The following is an 18,433-nucleotide window of genomic DNA, read 5'->3' as shown; positions in this document are numbered from 1 at the left end:
ATATCCCGCACACACGTACCTCGGGTACGGCATGTGCGCGTCCCCTATGGAGATCACCAACATGAGCAAGCGGAACACCCAGGCGGCGAAGACGGCGGCGCGTGAGCGGCTGCGCGAGGAGCGCGAGCGCCAGGCCAAGCGGGACAAGGTGAAGCGCCAGGCGATCGTCGGCCTGTCGGTGGTGGCGGTCCTCGCCGCCGCGGGCGGCATAGGTTACGCGGTCGTCCAGAACAACAAGCCGAGCGGCTGGGAGGCGGCGGAGAAGGCCCCCCTGGTCAAGCCCGCCCACACCACGGGCAAGGACGGCACGACGGTCGTCATCGGCAAGGACACCGCGAAGAAGACCCTCACGATGTACGAGGACCCGCGCTGCCCGGTCTGCGCCCAGTTCGAGCAGGCGTCCGGCGCCACGGTGGACAAGGACGTCGCGGACGGCAAGTACAAGATCCAGTACGTCGGCGCGACCTTCATCGACACCAACAGCCCGGGCGAGGGCTCCAAGAACGCGCTCAGCGCGCTCGGCGCGGCGCTGAACATCGACCCGGAGGCGTTCCTGAAGTACAAGGCGGCGCTGTACTCGGCGAAGTACCACCCCGACGAGCAGGACGACAAGTTCAAGAGCGACGACTACCTGATCAAGGTGGCGGACACGGTGCCCGCGCTCAAGGGCAACGCCTCCTTCCAGAAGGCCGTGAAGGACGGCACCTACGACAAGTGGGCGCTGGTGATGAGCGACAAGTTCAACACCGACGGCAAGAAGTACGACTTCCAGGGGACGCCGACACTGCTGATGGACGGCAAGAAGGTCACCGGCTCCGACGGCCAGAACGCGCCGATGACGCAGGGCGAGTACGTCACCGCGATCACCAAGGCCCTCAAGGGCTGAGCCCCCGGCACCGAGGGGCACGGCGTGAAGAGCGGGCGAACTTTCGGCGTTCGCCCGCTCTTTCGCCATACCGATCAGTAACCTGATCGGCCGTGACCAGACCCCACAGATCGCTCGAGGCCGTACCGGCCCGCAACACCCTTGCGCCCAGCCGCCGTACGGTCGTCAAGGCCGCGGCGGCCGGCGCCGTCCTGGCCGGGCCGCTCGCCGCGGCGCTCCCGGCGCGCGCCGCCACCGCGGCCCCCGTCTTCCGGCACGGCGTCGCCTCCGGCGACCCGCTGCCCGACGGCGTCCTGCTCTGGACCCGGGTGACCCCCGTGCCCGAGGCGCTGCCCGGCTCCGGGATCGGCCCGGACACCGAGGTCGGCTGGGCCGTCGCCCGCGACAAGGCGTTCACCGACGTCGTCGCGACCGGCTCCACCACTGCCTCGGCGGCCACCGACCACACCGTGAAGGCCGACATCCGGGGTCTTCAGCCGGGCACCGACTACTGGTTCCGCTTCACCAGCGGCGGCGCCGAGTCCCCGGTGGCCCGCACCCGCACCGCGCCCGCGGCCGACGCGGCCGTACCGGGGCTGCGCTTCGGCGTGGTCTCCTGCGCCAACTGGGAGGCGGGCTACTTCAGCCCCTACCGCCACCTCGCGGCCCGCGGCGACCTGGACGCCTGGCTGCACCTGGGCGACTACATCTACGAGTACGGCACCGGCGAGTACGGCACGCGGGGCACCGTGGTGCGCCCGCACTCCCCCGCGCACGAGATCCTCACCCTGGCCGACTACCGGATACGGCACGCCACGTACAAGACCGACCCCGACCTCCAGGCGCTGCACCTGGCCGCGCCGGTCGTCGCGATCTGGGACGACCACGAGTTCGCGGACAACGCCTGGTCGGGCGGCGCGGCCAACCACACCGAGGGCGCCGAGGGCGCGTGGGCGGCCCGTCAGGCGGCCGCGAAGCAGGCGTACTTCGAGTGGATGCCGGTCCGCCCGGCCGTCGCGGGCACCACCTACCGCAGGCTGCGCTTCGGCAAGCTGGCCGATCTGTCCCTGCTGGACCTGCGCTCGTTCCGCTCCCAGCAGGCGGCGACCGCCTCCGGGTCGGTGGACGACCCGGACCGCACGGTCACCGGGCGGGCCCAACTGGACTGGCTGAAGGCCGGGTTGGCGGCGTCGGACACCAAGTGGCGGCTGGTCGGCAACTCGGTGATGATCTCGCCGTTCGCGGTGGGCGCGCTCTCCGCCGATCTGCTGCGGCCGCTGGCCAAGCTGCTCGGGCTGCCGCAGGAGGGCATCGCCGTCAACACCGACCAGTGGGACGGCTACACCGACGACCGGCGCGAACTCCTGGCCCACCTCAAGGCCAACGCCATCGGCAACACCGTCTTCCTCACCGGAGACATCCACATGGCGTGGGCCAACGACGTGCCCTACGACGCGGGCACCTACCCGCTGTCGGCGTCGGCGGCCACCGAGTTCGTGGTCACCTCGCTCACCTCGGACAACCTCGACGACATCGTGAAGGTTCCCCAGGGCACCGTCTCCGCCGTCGCCGCGCCGGTCATCCAGGCCGCCAACCGGCACGTCCACTGGGTCGACACCGACCGCCACGGCTACGGCGTGCTCGACATCACCGCCGAGCGCGCGCAGATGGACTACTACGTGATCTCCGACCGTACGAGCCCGGACGCCACGTCGGCGTGGGCGCGTTCGTACCGCACCCGCAGCGGGACGCAGAAGGTGGAGCGGAGCTACACGCCGGTCTAGCGGCTCACAGGCTCTCCAGGAAGCCGAGCGCCACCCGCCAGGTGGCCTCGGCGGCCTCGGCGTCGTAGTCGGGCAGGTCGCGGTCCATGTAGAGGTGACCGGCGCCGGGGTAGCGGTAGACCTCCACGTCCGCGCCGGTACGGCCCATCTGGAGGTACCAGGCACTCAGCCAGTCGTCCGTCTCGAACGGGTCCGGCTCGGCCACGTGCAACTGCACCGGCAGCTCGTCCGTGAAGGCGTTCGGCGCGATGTCCGAGGTGCCCTGGAGAAGCAGCAGCCCACGTGCCTTGTCGTCGCCGAGCGCCAGGGTCTGCGCGATCGAGGCGCCGAGCGAGAACCCCGAGTAGACGAGCCCGCGGTCGGAGTAGGGGGCGACGGCCAGCACGGCCCGCTTGAGCAGCTCCTCCTTGCCCAGGGACTGCTGGTACTCCATGCCTTCCTCGACCGAGTCGAAGGTGCGGCCCTCGAAGAGGTCCGGCGTCCACACCTCGTGCCCGGCCGCGCGCAGCCGGTCCGCCGCGTCGCGCACCGCGGGGGTGAGCCCGTAGGCCGAGTGAAAGAGCATGATGTTCATGCCCCCATGGTGCCAGCCGCACCAGGTCAGGGCGTTACCGGCGCGGCCCGTCTACCCAGTGGGAGACCGAACACACAGGTTCATGCCGCCGCCACGCGGTTACGTTCCCCCTCATGGAGAACGTCATCCGGCCCCTGGCCGTGGTCGGCGGTGCCGTCGCGCTCACCGTGCTGCTCGGCTGGGCCACCGATCTGCTGCTGCGCAAGGCCGACGAACGGCACGGCGAGACCCCGCTGTGGGACCTGCTGCGCCGTTGCCGCATCCCTTACCAGCTCGTCCTGCTCGCCGCCCTGCTCAGAGGGACCTACGCCCAGGTGCCGTGGCTGCGCGACCACCGGGTCGGCATCGGCCAGGCCCTGACCCTGGTGCTCATCGGCTCGACCGCCTGGCTCGTCATCGGCATCGCGGGCGCCGTCGTGGAGACCTCCTACAGCCGGTACGCCCGGATGCACCGGGACCCCGCGCGGGTACGCCGGGTGCGCACCCAGGTCACACTGATCATGCGGGTGGTGTCGGCCACCGTCGGGGTGGTCGCGGTGGCGGCGATGCTGCTGACGTTCCCGGAGATGCGCGCGGCCGGCGCCTCGCTGCTGGCCTCGGCCGGCATCCTCGGCATCGTGGCCGGTGTCGCGGCCCAGTCGACGCTGGCCAACCTGTTCGCCGGGCTGCAGATCGCCTTCGGCGACATGGTGCGCATCGGCGACACCGTGGTGGTGGACGGCGAGTGGGGCACCGTCGAGGAGATCACCCTGACCTTCCTGACGGTACGCACCTGGGACGAGCGCCGGATCACCATGCCGGTCTCCTACTTCACCTCGCGCCCGTTCGAGAACTGGTCGCGCGGCACCCCGCAGATGACCGGCACCGTCTTCTGGTACCTCGACCACAGCGCGCCGGTGGAGGCGATGCGGGAGAAGCTCCGCGACATCCTGCGCCACTGCCCCGCCTGGGACGGACGCGCCTACGGCCTGGTGGTGACCGACACGACCCCGAACACCATTGAGGTGCGCGCCCTGGTGACCGCGAAGGACGCGGACGACATCTGGACGGTCCGGGTCACGGTCCGCGAGCAGCTCATCGCCTGGCTCTCCGCCGAGCACCCGTACGCGCTCCCCCGCGTCAACACCTCCGACGCGGTCAAGGCCCCGTACCAGATCCCCTCCCCGGACCGGTCCACCCTGCGCAAGGCGTACGACTTCCCGCGCACCGGCCGGTTCTAGCGGCCCCGGAGGAGCCGGGGCGGCTCAGCGGAGGCTGCGTACGTCGAGATGGCGCAGCACCCGGTCCACGATCTCCGGGTCCGCCCCCGGCTCGCTGCGCGCCGCGAGCACCTCGTGGCGGGCGGCGCTCATCATCTCCGACTGGATCTGCCGCACCCGCTTCAGGCGCCGGGCCCGCTTCTGGTGGGCCTCCCGGCGCTCCTCCTCGCCCATGTCGGGGCTGATGCGGATGCCGATGTCGAAGGCGCGCCGGAGCATCTGCTCGGAGAGTTCCTCGGGGAGGTCCTCGACCTGCTCGATCTCCCGCAGCTTGCGACGCGCCGCTTTGGTCGCGCGGACCGCCAGCTCCTTCTCGAAGTCCTTCTCGCGCTCGGAGTCGGCCCGCACGCCGAGCCTGCGCACCAGCGAGGGCAGGGTGAGCCCCTGGAGCACGAGGGTGGCGATGATCACCCCGAAGGCGATGAAGACGATGATGTCCCGGTCCGGGAAGGGCCTGCCGTCCTCGGTGGTGAGCGGGATGGCGAGGGCCAGCGCGACCGAGGCCACCCCGCGCATCCCGGACCACCACATCACCACGGTCTCACGCCAGCCGACCGGGATCTCCTCGTCGATGTCCCGCCGGGCGTGCAGCCGTTTGGTCAGCCAGGTCGCCGGCAGCAGCCAGAGGAGGCGGACCAGGATCACCACGGCCGCGACCGCCGCCGCCCAGCCGAGCAGCTCGCCCCAGCGGCCGGCGGCGGTGCGCACCGCGTTGTGCAGTTCGAGGCCGATCAGCCCGAAGGCGACGCCGGTGACGAGGGTGTCGATGATGTCCCAGAAGGTGTGCCCGGCCAGCCGGGTCATCACGTCGTCGGCGTCGGTGGCGTACTCGGAGAGGAACAGGGCGGTGGTGAGCACCGCGAGCACGCCCGAGCCGTGCAGCTCCTCGGCGAGCACGTAGGAGGCGTACGGCACCAGCAGGGAGAGGCCGATCTGGAGGGTGGCGTCACCCAGCAGGGACATCAGCTTGTTGGCGCCCCAGCCGAGCACGAGGCCGATGACGACGGCGACGACCGCGGAGAGCACCAGGTCGAGGCCGGCCTCCCAGGGCGAGAACTCGCCGCTGATCGCGGCGGCGATGGCCACGTGGTAGAGCACGATCGCGGTGACGTCGTTGAACAGCCCCTCGCCCTCCAGGATGGACACCAGGCGGCGCGGCAGGCCCAGTTGACCGGCGACCGCGGTCGCGGCGACCGGGTCCGGCGGGGCGATCAGCGCGCCCAGCGCGACGGCGGCGGCGACCGGCAGGCCCGGCACTATGGCGTGCGCGACCGCGGCCACGCAGATCGTGGTCACGAAGACCAGGGCGACGGCCAGCAGGAAGATCGGCCGGATGTTCGCCGTGAACTGCCGCCAGGAGGTGCGCCGTACGGCCGCGTAGAGCAGCGGGGGGAGCAGGGCGGGCAGGATCAGGTCGGGCGGGATGTCGACGTTGGGCACGAAGGGCAGCACGGCCAGCACCCCGCCGAACACCGTCATCAGCACCGGCGCGGGGAGGTTCAGGTACTCGCCCACCGGCACGCTCACCAGGGCGGCCAGCAGGATCACGAACAACAGGGCCAGCTGATCCACGTAGCGCGCTCCGGAGGTAAACGATCACCGCGAACCCCCAGCCTGCCACGCCGGCCGGAAAAGGCCGGTCAGCGGCCCGCCCTCGTACGGCAGTCCTACGCGGGTCCGAGGGGGCGGCGCATCGCCCGGTGCGCGATCCCGGCGTCCTGGAACTCCGGGCCGTACGCGGTGTAGCCGAGCCGCTCGTAGAAACCGAGGGCCCGGGTCTGGGCGTGCAGGTCGACGGCGCTGAGGCCGAGGTCCCGGGCCGCGCCCTCAATGGCCCCCACCAGGGCCGCGCCGACGCCGAGGCCGCGCGCCCGCCGGGTCACCGCGAGCCGGCCCAGCGAGCCCACCGAAGCGTCCTGGCCGGTCTTGCCCGCGGCCGCCTCGCCGTGCAGCAGCCGACCGGTGCCCAGCGGTGTGCCATCCTCGCCGACGGCCAGCACGTGCAGGGCCGTGGCGTCGTGGCTGTCGTACTCGATGTCCTGCGGTACGCCCTGCTCGCCGACGAAGACCTCCTTGCGGACCGCGAAGCACGCCTCGCGGTCGGCGGGGTCCTCGGCGACCCGGACGGTGTACGGCGTGCTCACGCGTACGTCTCCTCGCGCACCCGGTCGAGGGCGCGGCTGAGGTCCTCGGGGTAGTCGCTCGCGAACTCGACCCACTGGCCGTCCGCCGGGTGCTCGAAGCCGAGCCGGACCGCGTGCAGCCACTGGCGCTCCAGCTTGAGGCGCTTGGCCAGCGTGGGGTCGGCGCCGTAGGTCAGGTCGCCGACGCAGGGGTGGCGGTGGGCGGCCATGTGGACGCGGATCTGGTGGGTGCGGCCGGTCTCCAGCTTCACGTCCAGCAGGGAGGCGGAGCGGAACGCCTCGATGAGGTCGTAGTGCGTCACCGAGGGCTTGCCCTCGGCGGTGACGGCCCACTTGTAGTCGTGCTGGGGGTGGCGGCCGATGGGGGCGTCGATCGTGCCGCTCGTGGGGTCCGGGTGGCCCTGGACCAGGGTGTGGTAGCGCTTGTCGACCGTGCGCTCCTTGAACTGGCGCTTGAGCGAGGTGTAGGCCCGCTCGGACTTGGCGACCACCATCAGGCCGGAGGTGCCCACGTCCAGCCGGTGCACGATGCCCTGGCGCTCGGCGGCGCCGGAGGTGGAGATCCGGTACCCGGCGGCGGCGAGACCGCCGATGACGGTGGTGCCGGTCCAGCCGGGCGAGGGGTGCGCGGCCACGCCGACGGGCTTGACGATCACGACCACGTCGTCGTCGTCGTACACGATCTCCATGCCCTCGACCGGCTCGGCGACGATCTGCACGGGGGCGGGTGCCTGGGGCATCTCCACCTCCAGCCAGGCGCCGCCGTGCACGCGCTCGGACTTGCCGACCACGGCGCCGTCGACCTGGACCTTGCCGGCCGCGGCCAGCTCGGCCGCCTTCGTGCGGGAGAAGCCGAACATTCGGGAGATGGCGGCGTCGACGCGCTCGCCCTCCAGGCCGTCGGGCACGGGCAGGGTTCGGATCTCGGGAAACGTGCTCACCCGTCGAGTATGACGGACGGTCCGGAAGGCACCGACCGAGCCTGTGGAAAAGCGGTGCCGGGGGCCGTCAGTCCTTGTGGACGGTGCCGTCCGGGTCCAGGCCGCGGAAGGAGAGCAGCACGATCAGGATGCCGCCGCACACGATCGCGGAGTCCGCCAGGTTGAACACGGCGAAGCCGCGGGGCGCGATGAAGTCGACGACCTCGCCCTGGAAGACGCCGGGGGCGCGGAAGATCCGGTCGGTGAGGTTGCCGAGGGCGCCGCCGAGCAGCAGGCCGAGCGCGACGGCCCAGGGGAAGCTGTAGAGCTTGCGGGAGAGCCGGACGATCACCACGATCACGGCGACGGCGATCACCGTGAAGATGATCGTGAAGGCAGCGCCGAAGCCGAAGGCGGCGCCGGGGTTGCGGATGGCGTGCAGCTCCAGGAGGTCACCGGCCAACTGGATCGGGGCGTGGTGCTCCAGCTTCGCCACCACCAGCAGCTTGCTGCCGAGGTCGAGGGCGTAGGCGAACGCGGCCACCGCGAAGAGCACGGCGATCCGGCGTCCTCGCCCGGTCCGGGGGGCGGTGGCGCTCGCCCGCTCTCCACTGTCCTCCGGAGTGTCCGGCGTACCGATGATGCGCTCCGCCTCTGCCACGTGAGTCCCTCAACCTAGGTGCCTGACTGAGGAGAGAGTACGGCACGCCCCCGGCGGCGGCGGAGAGCGGACCCGGAGGTCAGGAGCGGCGCTCCTGCTTCTGCTTGCACTCCACGCACAGGGTGGCCCGCGGGAACGCCTGCATGCGGGCCTTGCCGATGGGGTTGCCGCAGTTCTCGCACAGGCCGTAGGTGCCCGCGTCCATCCGTTCCAGGGCGCGCTCCGTCTGGCTGAGCATCTCGCGCGCGTTGGCGGCCAGCGCCAGCTCGTGCTCGCGGGTGATGTTCTTGCTGCCGGTGTCGGCCTCGTCGTCACCGGCGCCGTCCGCCGAGTCGCGCATCATGCCGACCAGCGACGCCTCCGAGGTGGAGATCTCGGTGCGGAGCCGGTCCGCCTCGGCGGCCAGTTCGGCGCGCGCCTCGGCGACCTCCTCGGGGGTCCAGGGGTCCTCGCCGGGACGTACGGCCAGGTCGCCGGGTTCCGCGGCGGCCAGGCGCGTGCCCGGCAGGGCCCCGTCCTCCGCCGTGGCCGTGCCAGAAGTCTTCTTCGCAACCACCCTCGTGGCTCCCGTCTCCTCGGCCGTGCTAGTCCCGGCCGCCTTCTCGGCGACCGTCTTCTTCGCGGGTGCCTTGCGGGCCGCGGTCTTCTTGGTGGCGGTCTTCTTGGCGACCGCCTTCTTGCCTGCCGTCTTCTTGGCGGCGAGCTTCTTGGCGGGCGTCTTCGCGGCAGTGGTCCCGGAGGCCGTCTTCCGGGCGGCGGTCTTGCCGGCGGCAGTTTTCTTCGCCGCCGTCTTCCCTGGCGCCGTGCTGTCGGCCGTCGTGCCCTGCGGGGTGGCCGCCTCGGCGGCGGTGGCCTTGGCTGCCGTCTTCCCTGGAGTCACCGTCTCGCCGCCCGTCTTCTCACCGGCCGTCCGCTCGGCGGACGCCCTCTTGGCCCTGGTCGTCTTCTTCGCGGCGGACACACGCTTCTCACCTGCTGCCCTCTTCTCGGCGGCGCCCCTGTCGACGGCCTTGTCCGCCTTCCCGGGCCGCCCGCTCCCCCTTTCCGCCGAACCGCCGGAGGTCTTCTTCGCCACCATGGCCGGGACCCCTTCACATATGTGAGATTGCAGGCGAATCGTGCTGGGACGATAAATCGACTTGGGTCCCACGGCAACGGGGCACGCCGCCCGCTTCGCCCGCCCCGCGCCCCCCGCGCAGCGGACCTGCATCCGTTGTGCCCAGCTCCCCGGCCCGTAACCCGTCACTCCGCCCCCGCCGCCGTTCGGGTCACGGCCCCCGGACCGTAAAAGCGGTCGGCCGCCCTCCGCCCGGCGCCGTACACTGGGCGGAGCGAGAAGCGTGGATGGGGACGAGTAGCGTCGTAACGCAGCCCAGAGCGAGCCGGGGTCGGTGGAAGCCCGGTGGCGAGCGCGATGTGAAGATCACCCCGGAGCCGCCGGAGGAAAGCCCCTCGGGGCGAGTAGAACCGGCTTCGCGACCCCAATGAGGGGGCTCACCGCCGGACGGACCCCGGTGGCGGGCCAAGGAGGGTGGTACCGCGGGAGCGCGCCGCACACGGCGTCAACAGGAAGAACGCTCTCGTCCCTCCGACGGAAGGCAGCAAGTTCCGTTGGAGGATGCTCGCAGATGACAGCGCCGACGTACCGCCAGGTGCCCGCCCAGGTCGACCTGCCCGCGCTTGAGCACGCCGTGCTCGACTTCTGGCGCGACCAGAAGATCTTCGCCAAGACCCTGGAGCAGTCCGAGGGCCGCCCCGAGTGGGTGTTCTACGAGGGCCCGCCGACCGCGAACGGCATGCCGGGCGCCCACCACATCGAGGCCCGCGTCTTCAAGGACGTCTTCCCCCGCTTCCGCACCATGCGCGGTTACCACGTCGGCCGCAAGGCCGGCTGGGACTGCCACGGCCTGCCGGTCGAGCTGGCCGTGGAGAAGGAGCTGGGCTTCTCCGGCAAGAAGGACATCGAGGCGTACGGCATCGCCGAGTTCAACGCCAAGTGCCGCGAGTCGGTGACCCGGCACACGGACGCCTTCGCCGAGCTGACGACCCGCATGGGGTACTGGACGGACCTCGAGGACCCGTACCGCACGATGGACCCCGAGTACATCGACTCGGTCTGGTGGTCGCTGAAGCAGATCTTCGACAAGGGCCTGCTCGTCCAGGACCACCGCGTCGCCCCCTGGTGCCCCCGCTGCGGCACCGGCCTCTCCGACCACGAGCTGGCCCAGGGCTACGAGACGGTCGTCGACCCCTCCGTCTACGTCCGCTTCCCCCTGACCTCCGGCCCGCTCGCCGGCGAGGCGTCCCTGCTGGTGTGGACGACGACCCCGTGGACCCTGGTGTCCAACACGGCGGTCGCCGCCCACCCCGACGTCACGTACGTCGTCGCCACCGACGGCACCGAGAAGGTCGTCGTCGCCGAGCCGCTGCTCGCCAAGGCCCTCGGCGAGGGCTGGGAGCCCACCGGCCGGTCCTTCACCGGCGCCGAGATGGAGCGCTGGACCTACCAGCGCCCGTTCGAGCTGGTGGAGTTCCCGGAGCCCGCGCACTACGTGGTCAACGCCGACTACGTCACCACCGAGGACGGCACCGGTCTGGTCCACCAGTCCCCCGCCTTCGGTGAGGACGACCTCAAGGTCTGCCGCGCCTACGGTCTGCCGGTGATCAACCCGGTCCGCCCCGACGGCACCTTCGAGGAGGACGTCCCGCTGGTCGGCGGCGTCTTCTTCAAGAAGGCCGACGAGCAGCTCACCGAGGACCTGCGCGAGCGCGGCCTGCTCTTCCGCCACCTGCCCTACGAGCACAGCTACCCGCACTGCTGGCGCTGCCACACCGCGCTGCTGTACTACGCCCAGCCGTCCTGGTACATCCGCACCACCGCCGTCAAGGACCGGATGCTCGCGGAGAACGAGGGCACCAACTGGTTCCCGGAGACCGTCAAGCACGGCCGCTTCGGCGACTGGCTGAGCAACAACATCGACTGGGCGCTCTCCCGCAACCGCTACTGGGGCACCCCGCTGCCCGTGTGGTCCTGCGACAACGACCACCTCACGGTCGTCGGTTCGCGCGCCGAGCTGAGCGAGCTGACCGGCACCGACCAGTCGGGCCTGGACCCGCACCGCCCGTACATCGACGCGGTGACCTTCCCCTGCCCGCAGTGCGGCGACACCGCCACGCGCGTGCCCGAGGTCATCGACGCCTGGTACGACTCGGGCTCGATGCCGTTCGCTCAGTGGGGCTACCCGCACAAGAACAAGGAACTGTTCGAGAGCCGGTACCCGGCGCAGTTCATCTCCGAGGCCATCGACCAGACCCGCGGCTGGTTCTACACCCTGATGGCGATCGGCACCCTGGTGTTCGACGAGTCCTCCTACGAGAACGTCGTGTGCCTCGGCCACATCCTCGCCGAGGACGGCCGCAAGATGTCCAAGCACCTGGGCAACACCCTGGAGCCCATCCCGCTGATGGACCAGCACGGCGCGGACGCGGTGCGCTGGTTCATGGCGGCCGGCGGCTCCCCCTGGGCGGCCCGCCGGGTCGGCCACGGCACCATCCAGGAGGTCGTCCGCAAGACGCTTCTCACGTACTGGAACACGGTCGCCTTCCAGGCCCTCTACGCCCGCACCTCCGGCTGGGCCCCCAGCGAGGCGGACCCGGCCCCGGCCGACCGTCCGCTGCTGGACCGCTGGCTGCTCTCCGAACTCCACGCCCTCACCGACCAGGTGACCAAGGCGCTGGAGGCGTACGACACCCAGCGCGCCGGCAAGCTGCTCTCCGCGTTCGTGGACGACCTGTCCAACTGGTACGTGCGCCGCTCGCGCCGCCGGTTCTGGCAGGGCGACAAGGCCGCGCTGCGCACGCTGCACGAGGTGGTCGAGACGGTCACCCAGCTCATGGCGCCCATCACCCCGTTCATCGCCGAGCGGGTCTGGCAGGACCTGATCGTCCCGGTCACCCCGGACGCACCGGAGTCGGTCCACCTCTCCACCTGGCCGGAGGCCGACCTGTCGGCGATCGACCCGGAGCTGTCGAAGCGGATGGTGCTGGTGCGGCGGCTGGTGGAGCTGGGCCGCGCCACGCGTGCCGAGTCGGGCGTGAAGACGCGACAGCCGCTGTCCCGCGCGCTGGTCGGCGCGGCCGGCTTCGACACCCTCGGCGCGGAGCTGCGCGCGCAGATCACCGAGGAGCTGAACGTCGAGTCCCTGGCCTCGCTGTCCGAGGTCGGCGGCTCGCTGGTGGACACCACCGCCAAGGCCAACTTCCGCGCGCTGGGCAAGCGGTTCGGCAAGCGGGTGCAGGACGTGGCCAAGGCGGTCGCCGCGGCCGACGCCGCCGCCCTGTCGCTCGCGCTGCGCGAGGGCACGGCTTCGGTGGAGGTCGACGGGGAGCAGGTCGCCCTCGCACCGGACGAGGTGATCATCACCGAGACGCCGCGTGAGGGCTGGTCGGTGGCTTCCGACTCCGGTGCGACGGTGGCGCTGGATCTGGAGATCACGGAGGAGCTGCGGCAGGCGGGGCTCGCGCGGGATGCCATCCGGCTGATCCAGGAGGCGCGGAAGAACAGCGGGCTCGATGTGGCGGACCGGATCGCTCTGCGGTGGTCGGCCACCGACCCCGCGGTGGCCGCCGCGCTGTCCGAGCACTCGGGGCTCATCGCGGAGGAGGTCCTCTCCACGGACTTCGCCCAGGGCGAGGGGGACGAGGGCTTCGGCGAGGCTTTCGTGGACGAGGGGCTGTCCCTGACGTTCCGTCTGCGCAAGGCGTAAGGCTCTGCCGGATCGACGGCGGCCGCCCTGTACGGGGTGGCCGCCGTCGTGTTTCCGGCTGCGGCCGCGCGGTGGCCGGTCGCGCGGTTCCCCGCGCACCTGGGGTGGGCACGCGCCCCGTCGGCCGTGTCGGCAACCCTGCTCAACACGCGTAAAACAGGGCGGCCCCCGGACCTGAAGTCCGGGGGCCGCCCTGAACGCTGCCGACGCCTGTGGCGTACTAAAGGCCGTGCGGGGCCGTCAGTTGTCGTCCTCGTCGATCAGGAACCCACGCATCGGCGAGGGAGCCTGGCCCATCGGGGACGGGCCCTGCGGCCGGACCGGAGCCATCGGCTGGGTCATGGCCGGCGTCATCTGCTGCTGGCCGCCGTAGGACGGGCCGGCGGGCGACTGGGGGCCGCCCATGCCCTGGTTGCCGCCACCGTAGGACGGTGCGCTCGCGCCGGCCGGAGCCATCGAGGGCGCCGGGGACGGCGGGAGGGACGCGGCGGCCGGAGTGCGCGGCGGAGCGAGCGAGTCGTCGGCCTGCGTCTCGAGCTGACGGAGCTGAGACTCCAGGTACGACTTCAGACGCGTCCGGTACTCGCGCTCGAAGCCGCGCAGGTCCTCGACCTTGCGCTCCAGCGTGGCGCGCGCGGACTCCAGGGAGCCCATGGCCACGCGGTGCTTCTCCTGCGCGTCCCGCTCCAGGGCGTCGGCCTTGGCACGGGCGTCGCGCTCCAGACCCTCGGCGCGGCTGCGGGCCTCGCCGACGATCTTGTTGGCCTCGGAGCGGGCCTCGGCGATCGCCTGGTCGGCGGTCTGCTGGGCGAGCGAGAGGACACGCGCGGCGCTGTCGCCGCCGGGGCCACCCTGACCGGGCAGGCCGGGGCCGCCCATCGGGCCGCCCATCTGCTGCTGCATGGGCGGCTGACCACCCATCGGACCCTGGCCCATCGGACCGGGACCCTGACCCATGGGGCCGTGGCCCATCTGTCCCTGACCCTGGCCCATCGGACCCTGGCCCATCTGACCCTGACCCATGGGGCCCTGGCCCATCTGTCCCTGGCCCTGGCCCATCGGACCCTGGCCCATCTGACCCTGGCCCATCGGGCCGGGGCCCTGCGGGCCGCCCTGTCCGCCGGGACCGGCGGGGAGCTGCGGGGCACCGCTCGGCAGCTGGGGCGGGCCACCCATGGGGCCACCCATCTGCTGCTGCGGCGGACCCGATATCCCGGCGGGGACCGGGGCGCCGGGACCGCGCATGCCCTGCTGCTGGTCCTGCCCCTGCTCCGGGGGCTTGCGCATGTTCTGCTGGTTCTGCGCGGCGGCCCGGGTGGCGGCGGCCAGCTTGGCGCGCAGATCCTCGTTCTCGCGGAGCAGACGGGTCAGTTCGGCTTCGACCTCGTCGAGGAAGGCATCGACCTCGTCCTCGTCATAGCCTTCTCGGAGGCGGACGGTCGTGAACTGCTTGTTCCGCACGTCCTCGGGGGTCAACGGCATCTCTTCACCTCAACGTAGTCATCGGCAGTCGGCAAGACCGTATCGTCCACCCTCATCGCACGAAGCTCCCCGCCACGGTGATGAGGATGTAGACGATGATCATCAGGACGAAGAAGGACAGGTCGAGTGCCACGCCCCCGAGCCGCAACGGCGGGATGAACCGCCGCAGAAGCTTCAACGGTGGATCGGTGACAGTGTAGGTGGCCTCCAGTACGACCACCATCGCCTTGCCGGGTTGCCACGAGCGGGCGAACTGGAAGACGTAGTCCATGACCAGCCGGAAGATCAGGACGACGAGAAACACCATCAGCGCGATGTAGATCACCTGCGCGAACACGCTCATGGCTGCTGGTTCCCTCTCCCCTGTTCCGTGCGTCTTCCGGTGGTGCGTCTTCAGCTCTGGTTGAAGAACCCGCCCTCTGCGATGCGGGCCTTGTCCTCCGCCGTGACATCGACGTTAGCAGGAGACAACAGGAAGACCTTCTGCGTCACCCGTTCGATACTGCCGTGGAGTCCAAACACCAAACCCGCCGCAAAGTCGACAAGTCGCTTCGCGTCGGTGTCGTCCATCTCGGTCAGATTCATGATCACCGGGGTGCCCTCGCGGAAGTGTTCCCCGATGGTACGGGCCTCGTTGTAGGTCCGCGGGTGCAGCGTGGTGATGCGGTACGGCTCTCGTTCCGACACGACCTTGGGCATGATCACCGGCGCGTTCTTCTCCAGGGACTGACGTTCTTGTGTGATGGACGCCACGGGCGCGATACGCGCCGGGCGGCCCGATTCCGCGGTCAGCGCCGGGGAATGGGACACCGGTTCGCGTTGCGCCGGAGGCTGCACCACTCGCACCGATTCATCCCTTTGGGACACATGTGCACTGTGCGGCTGGTGTGTCGGCTCGTGTCGTCGGTGGTCCCGCTCGGGCTCCGGGTCCAGTTCGGGCTCGAAGTCGTCGTCGGGGTCGAAACCCCGGCCGTCGTACCCATCGTCCTCCACGAGGCCGAGGTAGACCGCCATCTTGCGCATCGCGCCGGCCATGCTCTGAGTCCTCCGCTCTGTGGTGGATCGGGTGACGACTGCCAGATTCCCGCGATCCACTCGGTCGTTGCGCCCGCTTTCGGCGGACATTGACCATATTTTCTGCTGTGGTCCGACTTCTTGGCGACGTTACCCGAGCCTGGCACGGACTCCGAGTACCGCGCTGCCGACGCGCACATGTGTCGCCCCGGCCGCCACGGCCTCCTCGAGGTCCGCGCTCATCCCTGCGGACACCATGGTTGCAGCAGGATGGGCCCGGCGCAGGTCGGTCGACAAATCCATGAGCCGTTCGAACGCCGCGCGTTCGCGTCCCGCGTACTCGCCGGTGAGCGGCGCGACGGTCATCAGGCCGTCCAGCCGCAGTCCGGGCGAGCCGGCGATCAGGTCCGCCAACTCCCCGATCCCGGCCGGTGCGATTCCGCCCCGCTCGCCCCGGCCGCTCGCCCCCGCGTCCAGGGCGACCTGGATGAGGCAGCCGATCTCGCGCCCGGTCCGCACGGCCTCCTTGGAGAGTGCGGTGACGAGCCGGTCCCGGTCGACGGACTGCACGACATCGGCGTAACCGACCACGGAACGCACCTTGTTGGTCTGCAACTGACCCACGAAGTGCCATTCCAGGGGCAGATCCGCGCACTCGGCGTGCTTGGGCGCCGCGTCCTGGTCCCGGTTCTCCGCGACCTGACGCACCCCCAGTTCCGACAGGATGCGCACGTCGTCGGCCGGGTAGGTCTTGGTGACCACGATCAGGGTCACCTCTTCACGTGCCCGCCCCGCGGCCGCGCATGCGGCGGCGATGCGTTCCTCAACCTTCGCCAGGTTTCCGGCGAGTTCGGTCCTACGGTCCGTCATGCTCCGTCAGTCCAGCCACACATAGCCGGCGAGCCGCCCGGTGGAGCGGTCGCGGCGGTACGAGAAGTGATCGTCCGACTCCTTTGTGCACACCGGGGATTGCTCCCGGTCGCGCACCCCGAGCCGGTCGAGCTGCGCGTGCACTCCGACGCCCACGTCGACGGCGGGAGTGCCCCAGCTCGTCTCGGCGTGCGCCGCCGGCTCGGCGGCGGCGACCTCGGCGCGCATCGCCTCCGGCACCTCGTAGCACCGGCCGCACACGGCGGGTCCGGTGCGGGCGACGATCCGGCCGGGCTCGGCTCCGAGACCGGTCATCGCGCGCACGGCGGCCGGGACGACCCCGGCGAGCATGCCGGGCCGCCCCGCGTGTGCCGCCGCGACCACACCCGCGACGGGGTCGGCGAGCAGCACCGGCACGCAGTCGGCGGTGAGCACGGCGAGGGCGAGGCCGCGGCGGGCGGTGACGATCGCGTCGACCTCCGGCACCGGGCGCTCGCCCCAGGGCTCGTCCACGACCGCGACCTCGGTGCCGTGCACCTGGTTCATCCAGACCACCCGCGCCGGGTCCAGGCCCAGCGCCCCGGCGGTCAGTTCGCGGTTGGTCCGCACCGCGCCGGGGTCGTCGCCGACCGCGCCGCCGAGATTGAGCTCCGCATACGGAGCGGCGCTCACCCCGCCCCACCTGTCGGTGAAGGCGAAGTGCGCGCCGCTCACGTGTCCGCGCTGTCCTATCACTTCAGGAAGTCCGGCACGTCCAGCTCCTCGGCCGCGCTGTCCGCGTAGGTGCGGGACTGCGGCACCGGCGGGGCCACCGGGATCTCGACCACCGGCTCGGGAGCCGGCTCCGGCTCCTCCTTCGGGGTCACGCTGCCGAGCGAGCCGAAGGACGGGCGGCTCTCCGCCTGCTGCTGGCGCGGCGGAGCGGGCTCCTCGCGGCGCTGGGCCGAGGAGTTGGCGGAGGAGGAGGCCGAGGACGAGCCGAGGACGTTGTCCCGCCGGGCCGGGGGCTGGCCGCCGTCGAAGCCGGCCGCGATCACGGTGACCCGCACCTCGTCGCCGAGGGCGTCGTCGATGACCGCGCCGAAGATGATGTTGGCCTCGGGGTGGGCGGCCTCGCTGACGAGCTGGGCCGCCTCGTTGATCTCGAAGAGGCCGAGGTCGGAGCCGCCGGAGATGGAGAGCAGGACGCCCCGGGCGCCGTCGATGGACGCCTCCAGCAGCGGCGAGGAGATCGCCATCTCGGCGGCGGCCACCGCGCGGTCGTCGCCGCGGGCCGAGCCGATGCCCATGAGGGCCGAACCGGCCTCGGACATGACCGACTTGACGTCGGCGAAGTCCAGGTTGATCAGGCCGGGGGTGGTGATCAGGTCGGTGATGCCCTGGACACCGGAGAGCAGGACCTGGTCGGCGGACTTGAACGCGTCCAGGACCGAGACCTGGCGGTCCGAGATGGACAGCAGCCGGTCGTTGGGGATCACGATGAGGGTGTCGACCTCTTCGCGCAGCTCCGCGATGCCGTCCTCGGCCTGGTTGGCGCGGCGCCGGCCCTCGAAGGTGAACGGGCGGGTGACCACGCCGATGGTGAGGGCGCCCAGTGAGCGGGCGATGTTGGCCACGACGGGCGCGCCGCCGGTGCCGGTGCCGCCGCCCTCGCCGGCGGTCACGAAGACCATGTCGGCCCCCTTGAGGACCTCCTCGATCTCCTCGCGGTGGTCCTCGGCGGCCTTGCGGCCGACGGCCGGGTTGGCGCCGGCCCCGAGTCCGCGGGTGAGTTCACGGCCGACGTCCAGCTTGACGTCGGCGTCGCTCATCAACAATGCCTGCGCGTCGGTGTTGATGGCGATGAACTCGACGCCCTTGAGGCCGACCTCGATCATCCGGTTGATGGCATTGACACCACCGCCGCCGACACCGATGACCTTGATGACTGCGAGGTAGTTCTGCGGTGCTGCCACGTCGAAGGCCTCTCGCCTCGAATTACGTTGTCGCGCCGGGCGGTTCCCGACCGGGACGACGGATGCCGAATTGGGACGGTCCGAACGCCGACCCGAACCCTAACGCTGAAGTTTAGGGTTACCAGTGTGTCTGTTCCCT

At 71.2% G+C, this 18,433-nt stretch carries 16 protein-coding genes; 4 read left to right on the top strand and 12 right to left on the bottom strand.

What is annotated here, in order from left to right; translation table 11 throughout:
- Positions 1 to 61: 61 nt before the first annotated feature.
- Both EV284_RS15800 and EV284_RS15795 read left to right on the top strand, forming a co-directional pair.
- Positions 62 to 886, top strand: coding sequence for a thioredoxin domain-containing protein (locus EV284_RS15800; protein WP_130334417.1), 825 nt, complete (start codon positions 62 to 64; stop codon positions 884 to 886).
- 92 nt (positions 887 to 978) lie between these two features.
- Positions 979 to 2,649, top strand: coding sequence for an alkaline phosphatase D family protein (locus tag EV284_RS15795; protein ID WP_130334415.1), 1,671 nt, complete (start codon positions 979 to 981; stop codon positions 2,647 to 2,649).
- Positions 2,650 to 2,653: 4 nt separating this feature from the next.
- Here the strand turns inward: EV284_RS15795 and EV284_RS15790 are convergent, their stop codons facing one another.
- Positions 2,654 to 3,223, bottom strand: coding sequence for a dienelactone hydrolase family protein (locus tag EV284_RS15790; RefSeq protein ID WP_130334413.1), 570 nt, complete (start codon positions 3,221 to 3,223; stop codon positions 2,654 to 2,656).
- Positions 3,224 to 3,336: 113 nt separating this feature from the next.
- Here EV284_RS15790 and EV284_RS15785 point away from each other — a divergent pair, with 113 nt between their 5' ends.
- Positions 3,337 to 4,443, top strand: a complete 1,107-nt coding sequence (locus tag EV284_RS15785; protein ID WP_130334411.1) for a mechanosensitive ion channel domain-containing protein — start codon at positions 3,337 to 3,339, stop codon at positions 4,441 to 4,443.
- A 24-nt stretch (positions 4,444 to 4,467) separates the two neighbouring features.
- Here EV284_RS15785 and EV284_RS15780 read toward each other — a convergent pair whose 3' ends face one another.
- The 5 genes from EV284_RS15780 to EV284_RS15760 all read right to left on the bottom strand — a co-directional run bounded on the left by EV284_RS15780 (position 4,468) and on the right by EV284_RS15760 (position 9,285).
- Positions 4,468 to 6,054: a Na+/H+ antiporter gene (locus tag EV284_RS15780; RefSeq protein ID WP_130334409.1), complete on the bottom strand. Its 1,587-nt coding sequence runs from the start codon at positions 6,052 to 6,054 to the stop codon at positions 4,468 to 4,470.
- 95 nt (positions 6,055 to 6,149) lie between these two features.
- The gene (locus EV284_RS15775) at positions 6,150 to 6,626 is read right to left on the bottom strand and encodes a GNAT family N-acetyltransferase (RefSeq protein WP_130334407.1); all 477 of its coding nucleotides are present in this window, start codon (positions 6,624 to 6,626) and stop codon (positions 6,150 to 6,152) included.
- Positions 6,623 to 7,567 carry an RluA family pseudouridine synthase gene (locus EV284_RS15770; protein WP_130334405.1) on the bottom strand — a complete coding sequence of 315 codons (945 nt, stop codon included), beginning with the start codon at positions 7,565 to 7,567 and terminating at the stop codon, positions 6,623 to 6,625. The genes EV284_RS15775 and EV284_RS15770 overlap by 4 nt, the downstream gene beginning before the upstream one ends.
- 67 nt (positions 7,568 to 7,634) lie before the next feature.
- A complete protein-coding gene (gene lspA / locus EV284_RS15765) occupies positions 7,635 to 8,207 on the bottom strand; it encodes a signal peptidase II (RefSeq protein ID WP_130334403.1) in 573 nt (190 codons plus the stop codon).
- A gap of 79 nt (positions 8,208 to 8,286) precedes the next feature.
- The gene (locus tag EV284_RS15760) at positions 8,287 to 9,285 is read right to left on the bottom strand and encodes a TraR/DksA family transcriptional regulator (protein WP_130334401.1); all 999 of its coding nucleotides are present in this window, start codon (positions 9,283 to 9,285) and stop codon (positions 8,287 to 8,289) included.
- A gap of 550 nt (positions 9,286 to 9,835) precedes the next feature.
- On the opposite strand from EV284_RS15760, the gene ileS reads away from it, so the two are divergent.
- On the top strand, positions 9,836 to 12,973 hold the full coding sequence (gene ileS / locus EV284_RS15755; RefSeq protein ID WP_130334399.1) for an isoleucine--tRNA ligase: 3,138 nt from the start codon (positions 9,836 to 9,838) through the stop codon (positions 12,971 to 12,973).
- Between the two features lie 240 nt (positions 12,974 to 13,213).
- On the opposite strand, the gene EV284_RS15750 is transcribed toward ileS, so the two are convergent.
- The 6 genes from EV284_RS15750 to ftsZ form a co-directional block, all read right to left on the bottom strand.
- On the bottom strand, positions 13,214 to 14,455 hold the full coding sequence (locus tag EV284_RS15750) for a DivIVA domain-containing protein (protein WP_130334397.1): 1,242 nt from the start codon (positions 14,453 to 14,455) through the stop codon (positions 13,214 to 13,216).
- Positions 14,456 to 14,507: 52 nt separating this feature from the next.
- Entirely contained in the window at positions 14,508 to 14,798 is a 291-nt protein-coding gene (locus tag EV284_RS15745; RefSeq protein ID WP_030810117.1) for a YggT family protein, read from the bottom strand.
- Positions 14,799 to 14,848: 50 nt separating this feature from the next.
- Positions 14,849 to 15,490 carry a cell division protein SepF gene (sepF, locus tag EV284_RS15740; RefSeq protein ID WP_030810120.1) on the bottom strand — a complete coding sequence of 214 codons (642 nt, stop codon included), beginning with the start codon at positions 15,488 to 15,490 and terminating at the stop codon, positions 14,849 to 14,851.
- Between the two features lie 129 nt (positions 15,491 to 15,619).
- A complete protein-coding gene (locus EV284_RS15735; protein WP_130334395.1) occupies positions 15,620 to 16,339 on the bottom strand; it encodes a YggS family pyridoxal phosphate-dependent enzyme in 720 nt (239 codons plus the stop codon).
- Between the two features lie 6 nt (positions 16,340 to 16,345).
- Entirely contained in the window at positions 16,346 to 17,074 is a 729-nt protein-coding gene (pgeF, locus tag EV284_RS15730) for a peptidoglycan editing factor PgeF (RefSeq protein WP_130334393.1), read from the bottom strand.
- The gene (ftsZ, locus tag EV284_RS15725; protein WP_130334391.1) at positions 17,071 to 18,294 is read right to left on the bottom strand and encodes a cell division protein FtsZ; all 1,224 of its coding nucleotides are present in this window, start codon (positions 18,292 to 18,294) and stop codon (positions 17,071 to 17,073) included. Before ftsZ ends, pgeF begins: the two co-directional genes overlap by 4 nt.
- Positions 18,295 to 18,433 lie beyond the last annotated feature (139 nt).

The organism is Streptomyces sp. BK022, assembly GCF_004217355.1.
Taxonomy (GTDB): Bacteria; Actinomycetota; Actinomycetes; order Streptomycetales; family Streptomycetaceae; genus Streptomyces; species Streptomyces griseoluteus.
This window is presented reverse-complemented; position numbering and strand designations above follow the sequence as displayed.

Bases quoted from the DNA above. Each gene is read 5' to 3' on its own strand.
- EV284_RS15760 (WP_130334401.1), bottom strand. From the start codon at position 9,285: ATGGTGGCGAAGAAGACCTCCGGCGGTTCGGCGGAAAGGGGGAGCGGG.
- sepF (WP_030810120.1), bottom strand. From the start codon at position 15,490: ATGGCCGGCGCGATGCGCAAGATGGCGGTCTACCTCGGCCTCGTGGAG.
- EV284_RS15785 (WP_130334411.1), top strand. From the start codon at position 3,337: ATGGAGAACGTCATCCGGCCCCTGGCCGTGGTCGGCGGTGCCGTCGCG.
- EV284_RS15750 (WP_130334397.1), bottom strand. From the start codon at position 14,455: ATGCCGTTGACCCCCGAGGACGTGCGGAACAAGCAGTTCACGACCGTC.
- ileS (WP_130334399.1), top strand. From the start codon at position 9,836: ATGACAGCGCCGACGTACCGCCAGGTGCCCGCCCAGGTCGACCTGCCC.
- EV284_RS15790 (WP_130334413.1), bottom strand. From the start codon at position 3,223: ATGAACATCATGCTCTTTCACTCGGCCTACGGGCTCACCCCCGCGGTG.
- EV284_RS15735 (WP_130334395.1), bottom strand. From the start codon at position 16,339: ATGACGGACCGTAGGACCGAACTCGCCGGAAACCTGGCGAAGGTTGAG.
- EV284_RS15800 (WP_130334417.1), top strand. From the start codon at position 62: ATGAGCAAGCGGAACACCCAGGCGGCGAAGACGGCGGCGCGTGAGCGG.
- EV284_RS15745 (WP_030810117.1), bottom strand. From the start codon at position 14,798: ATGAGCGTGTTCGCGCAGGTGATCTACATCGCGCTGATGGTGTTTCTC.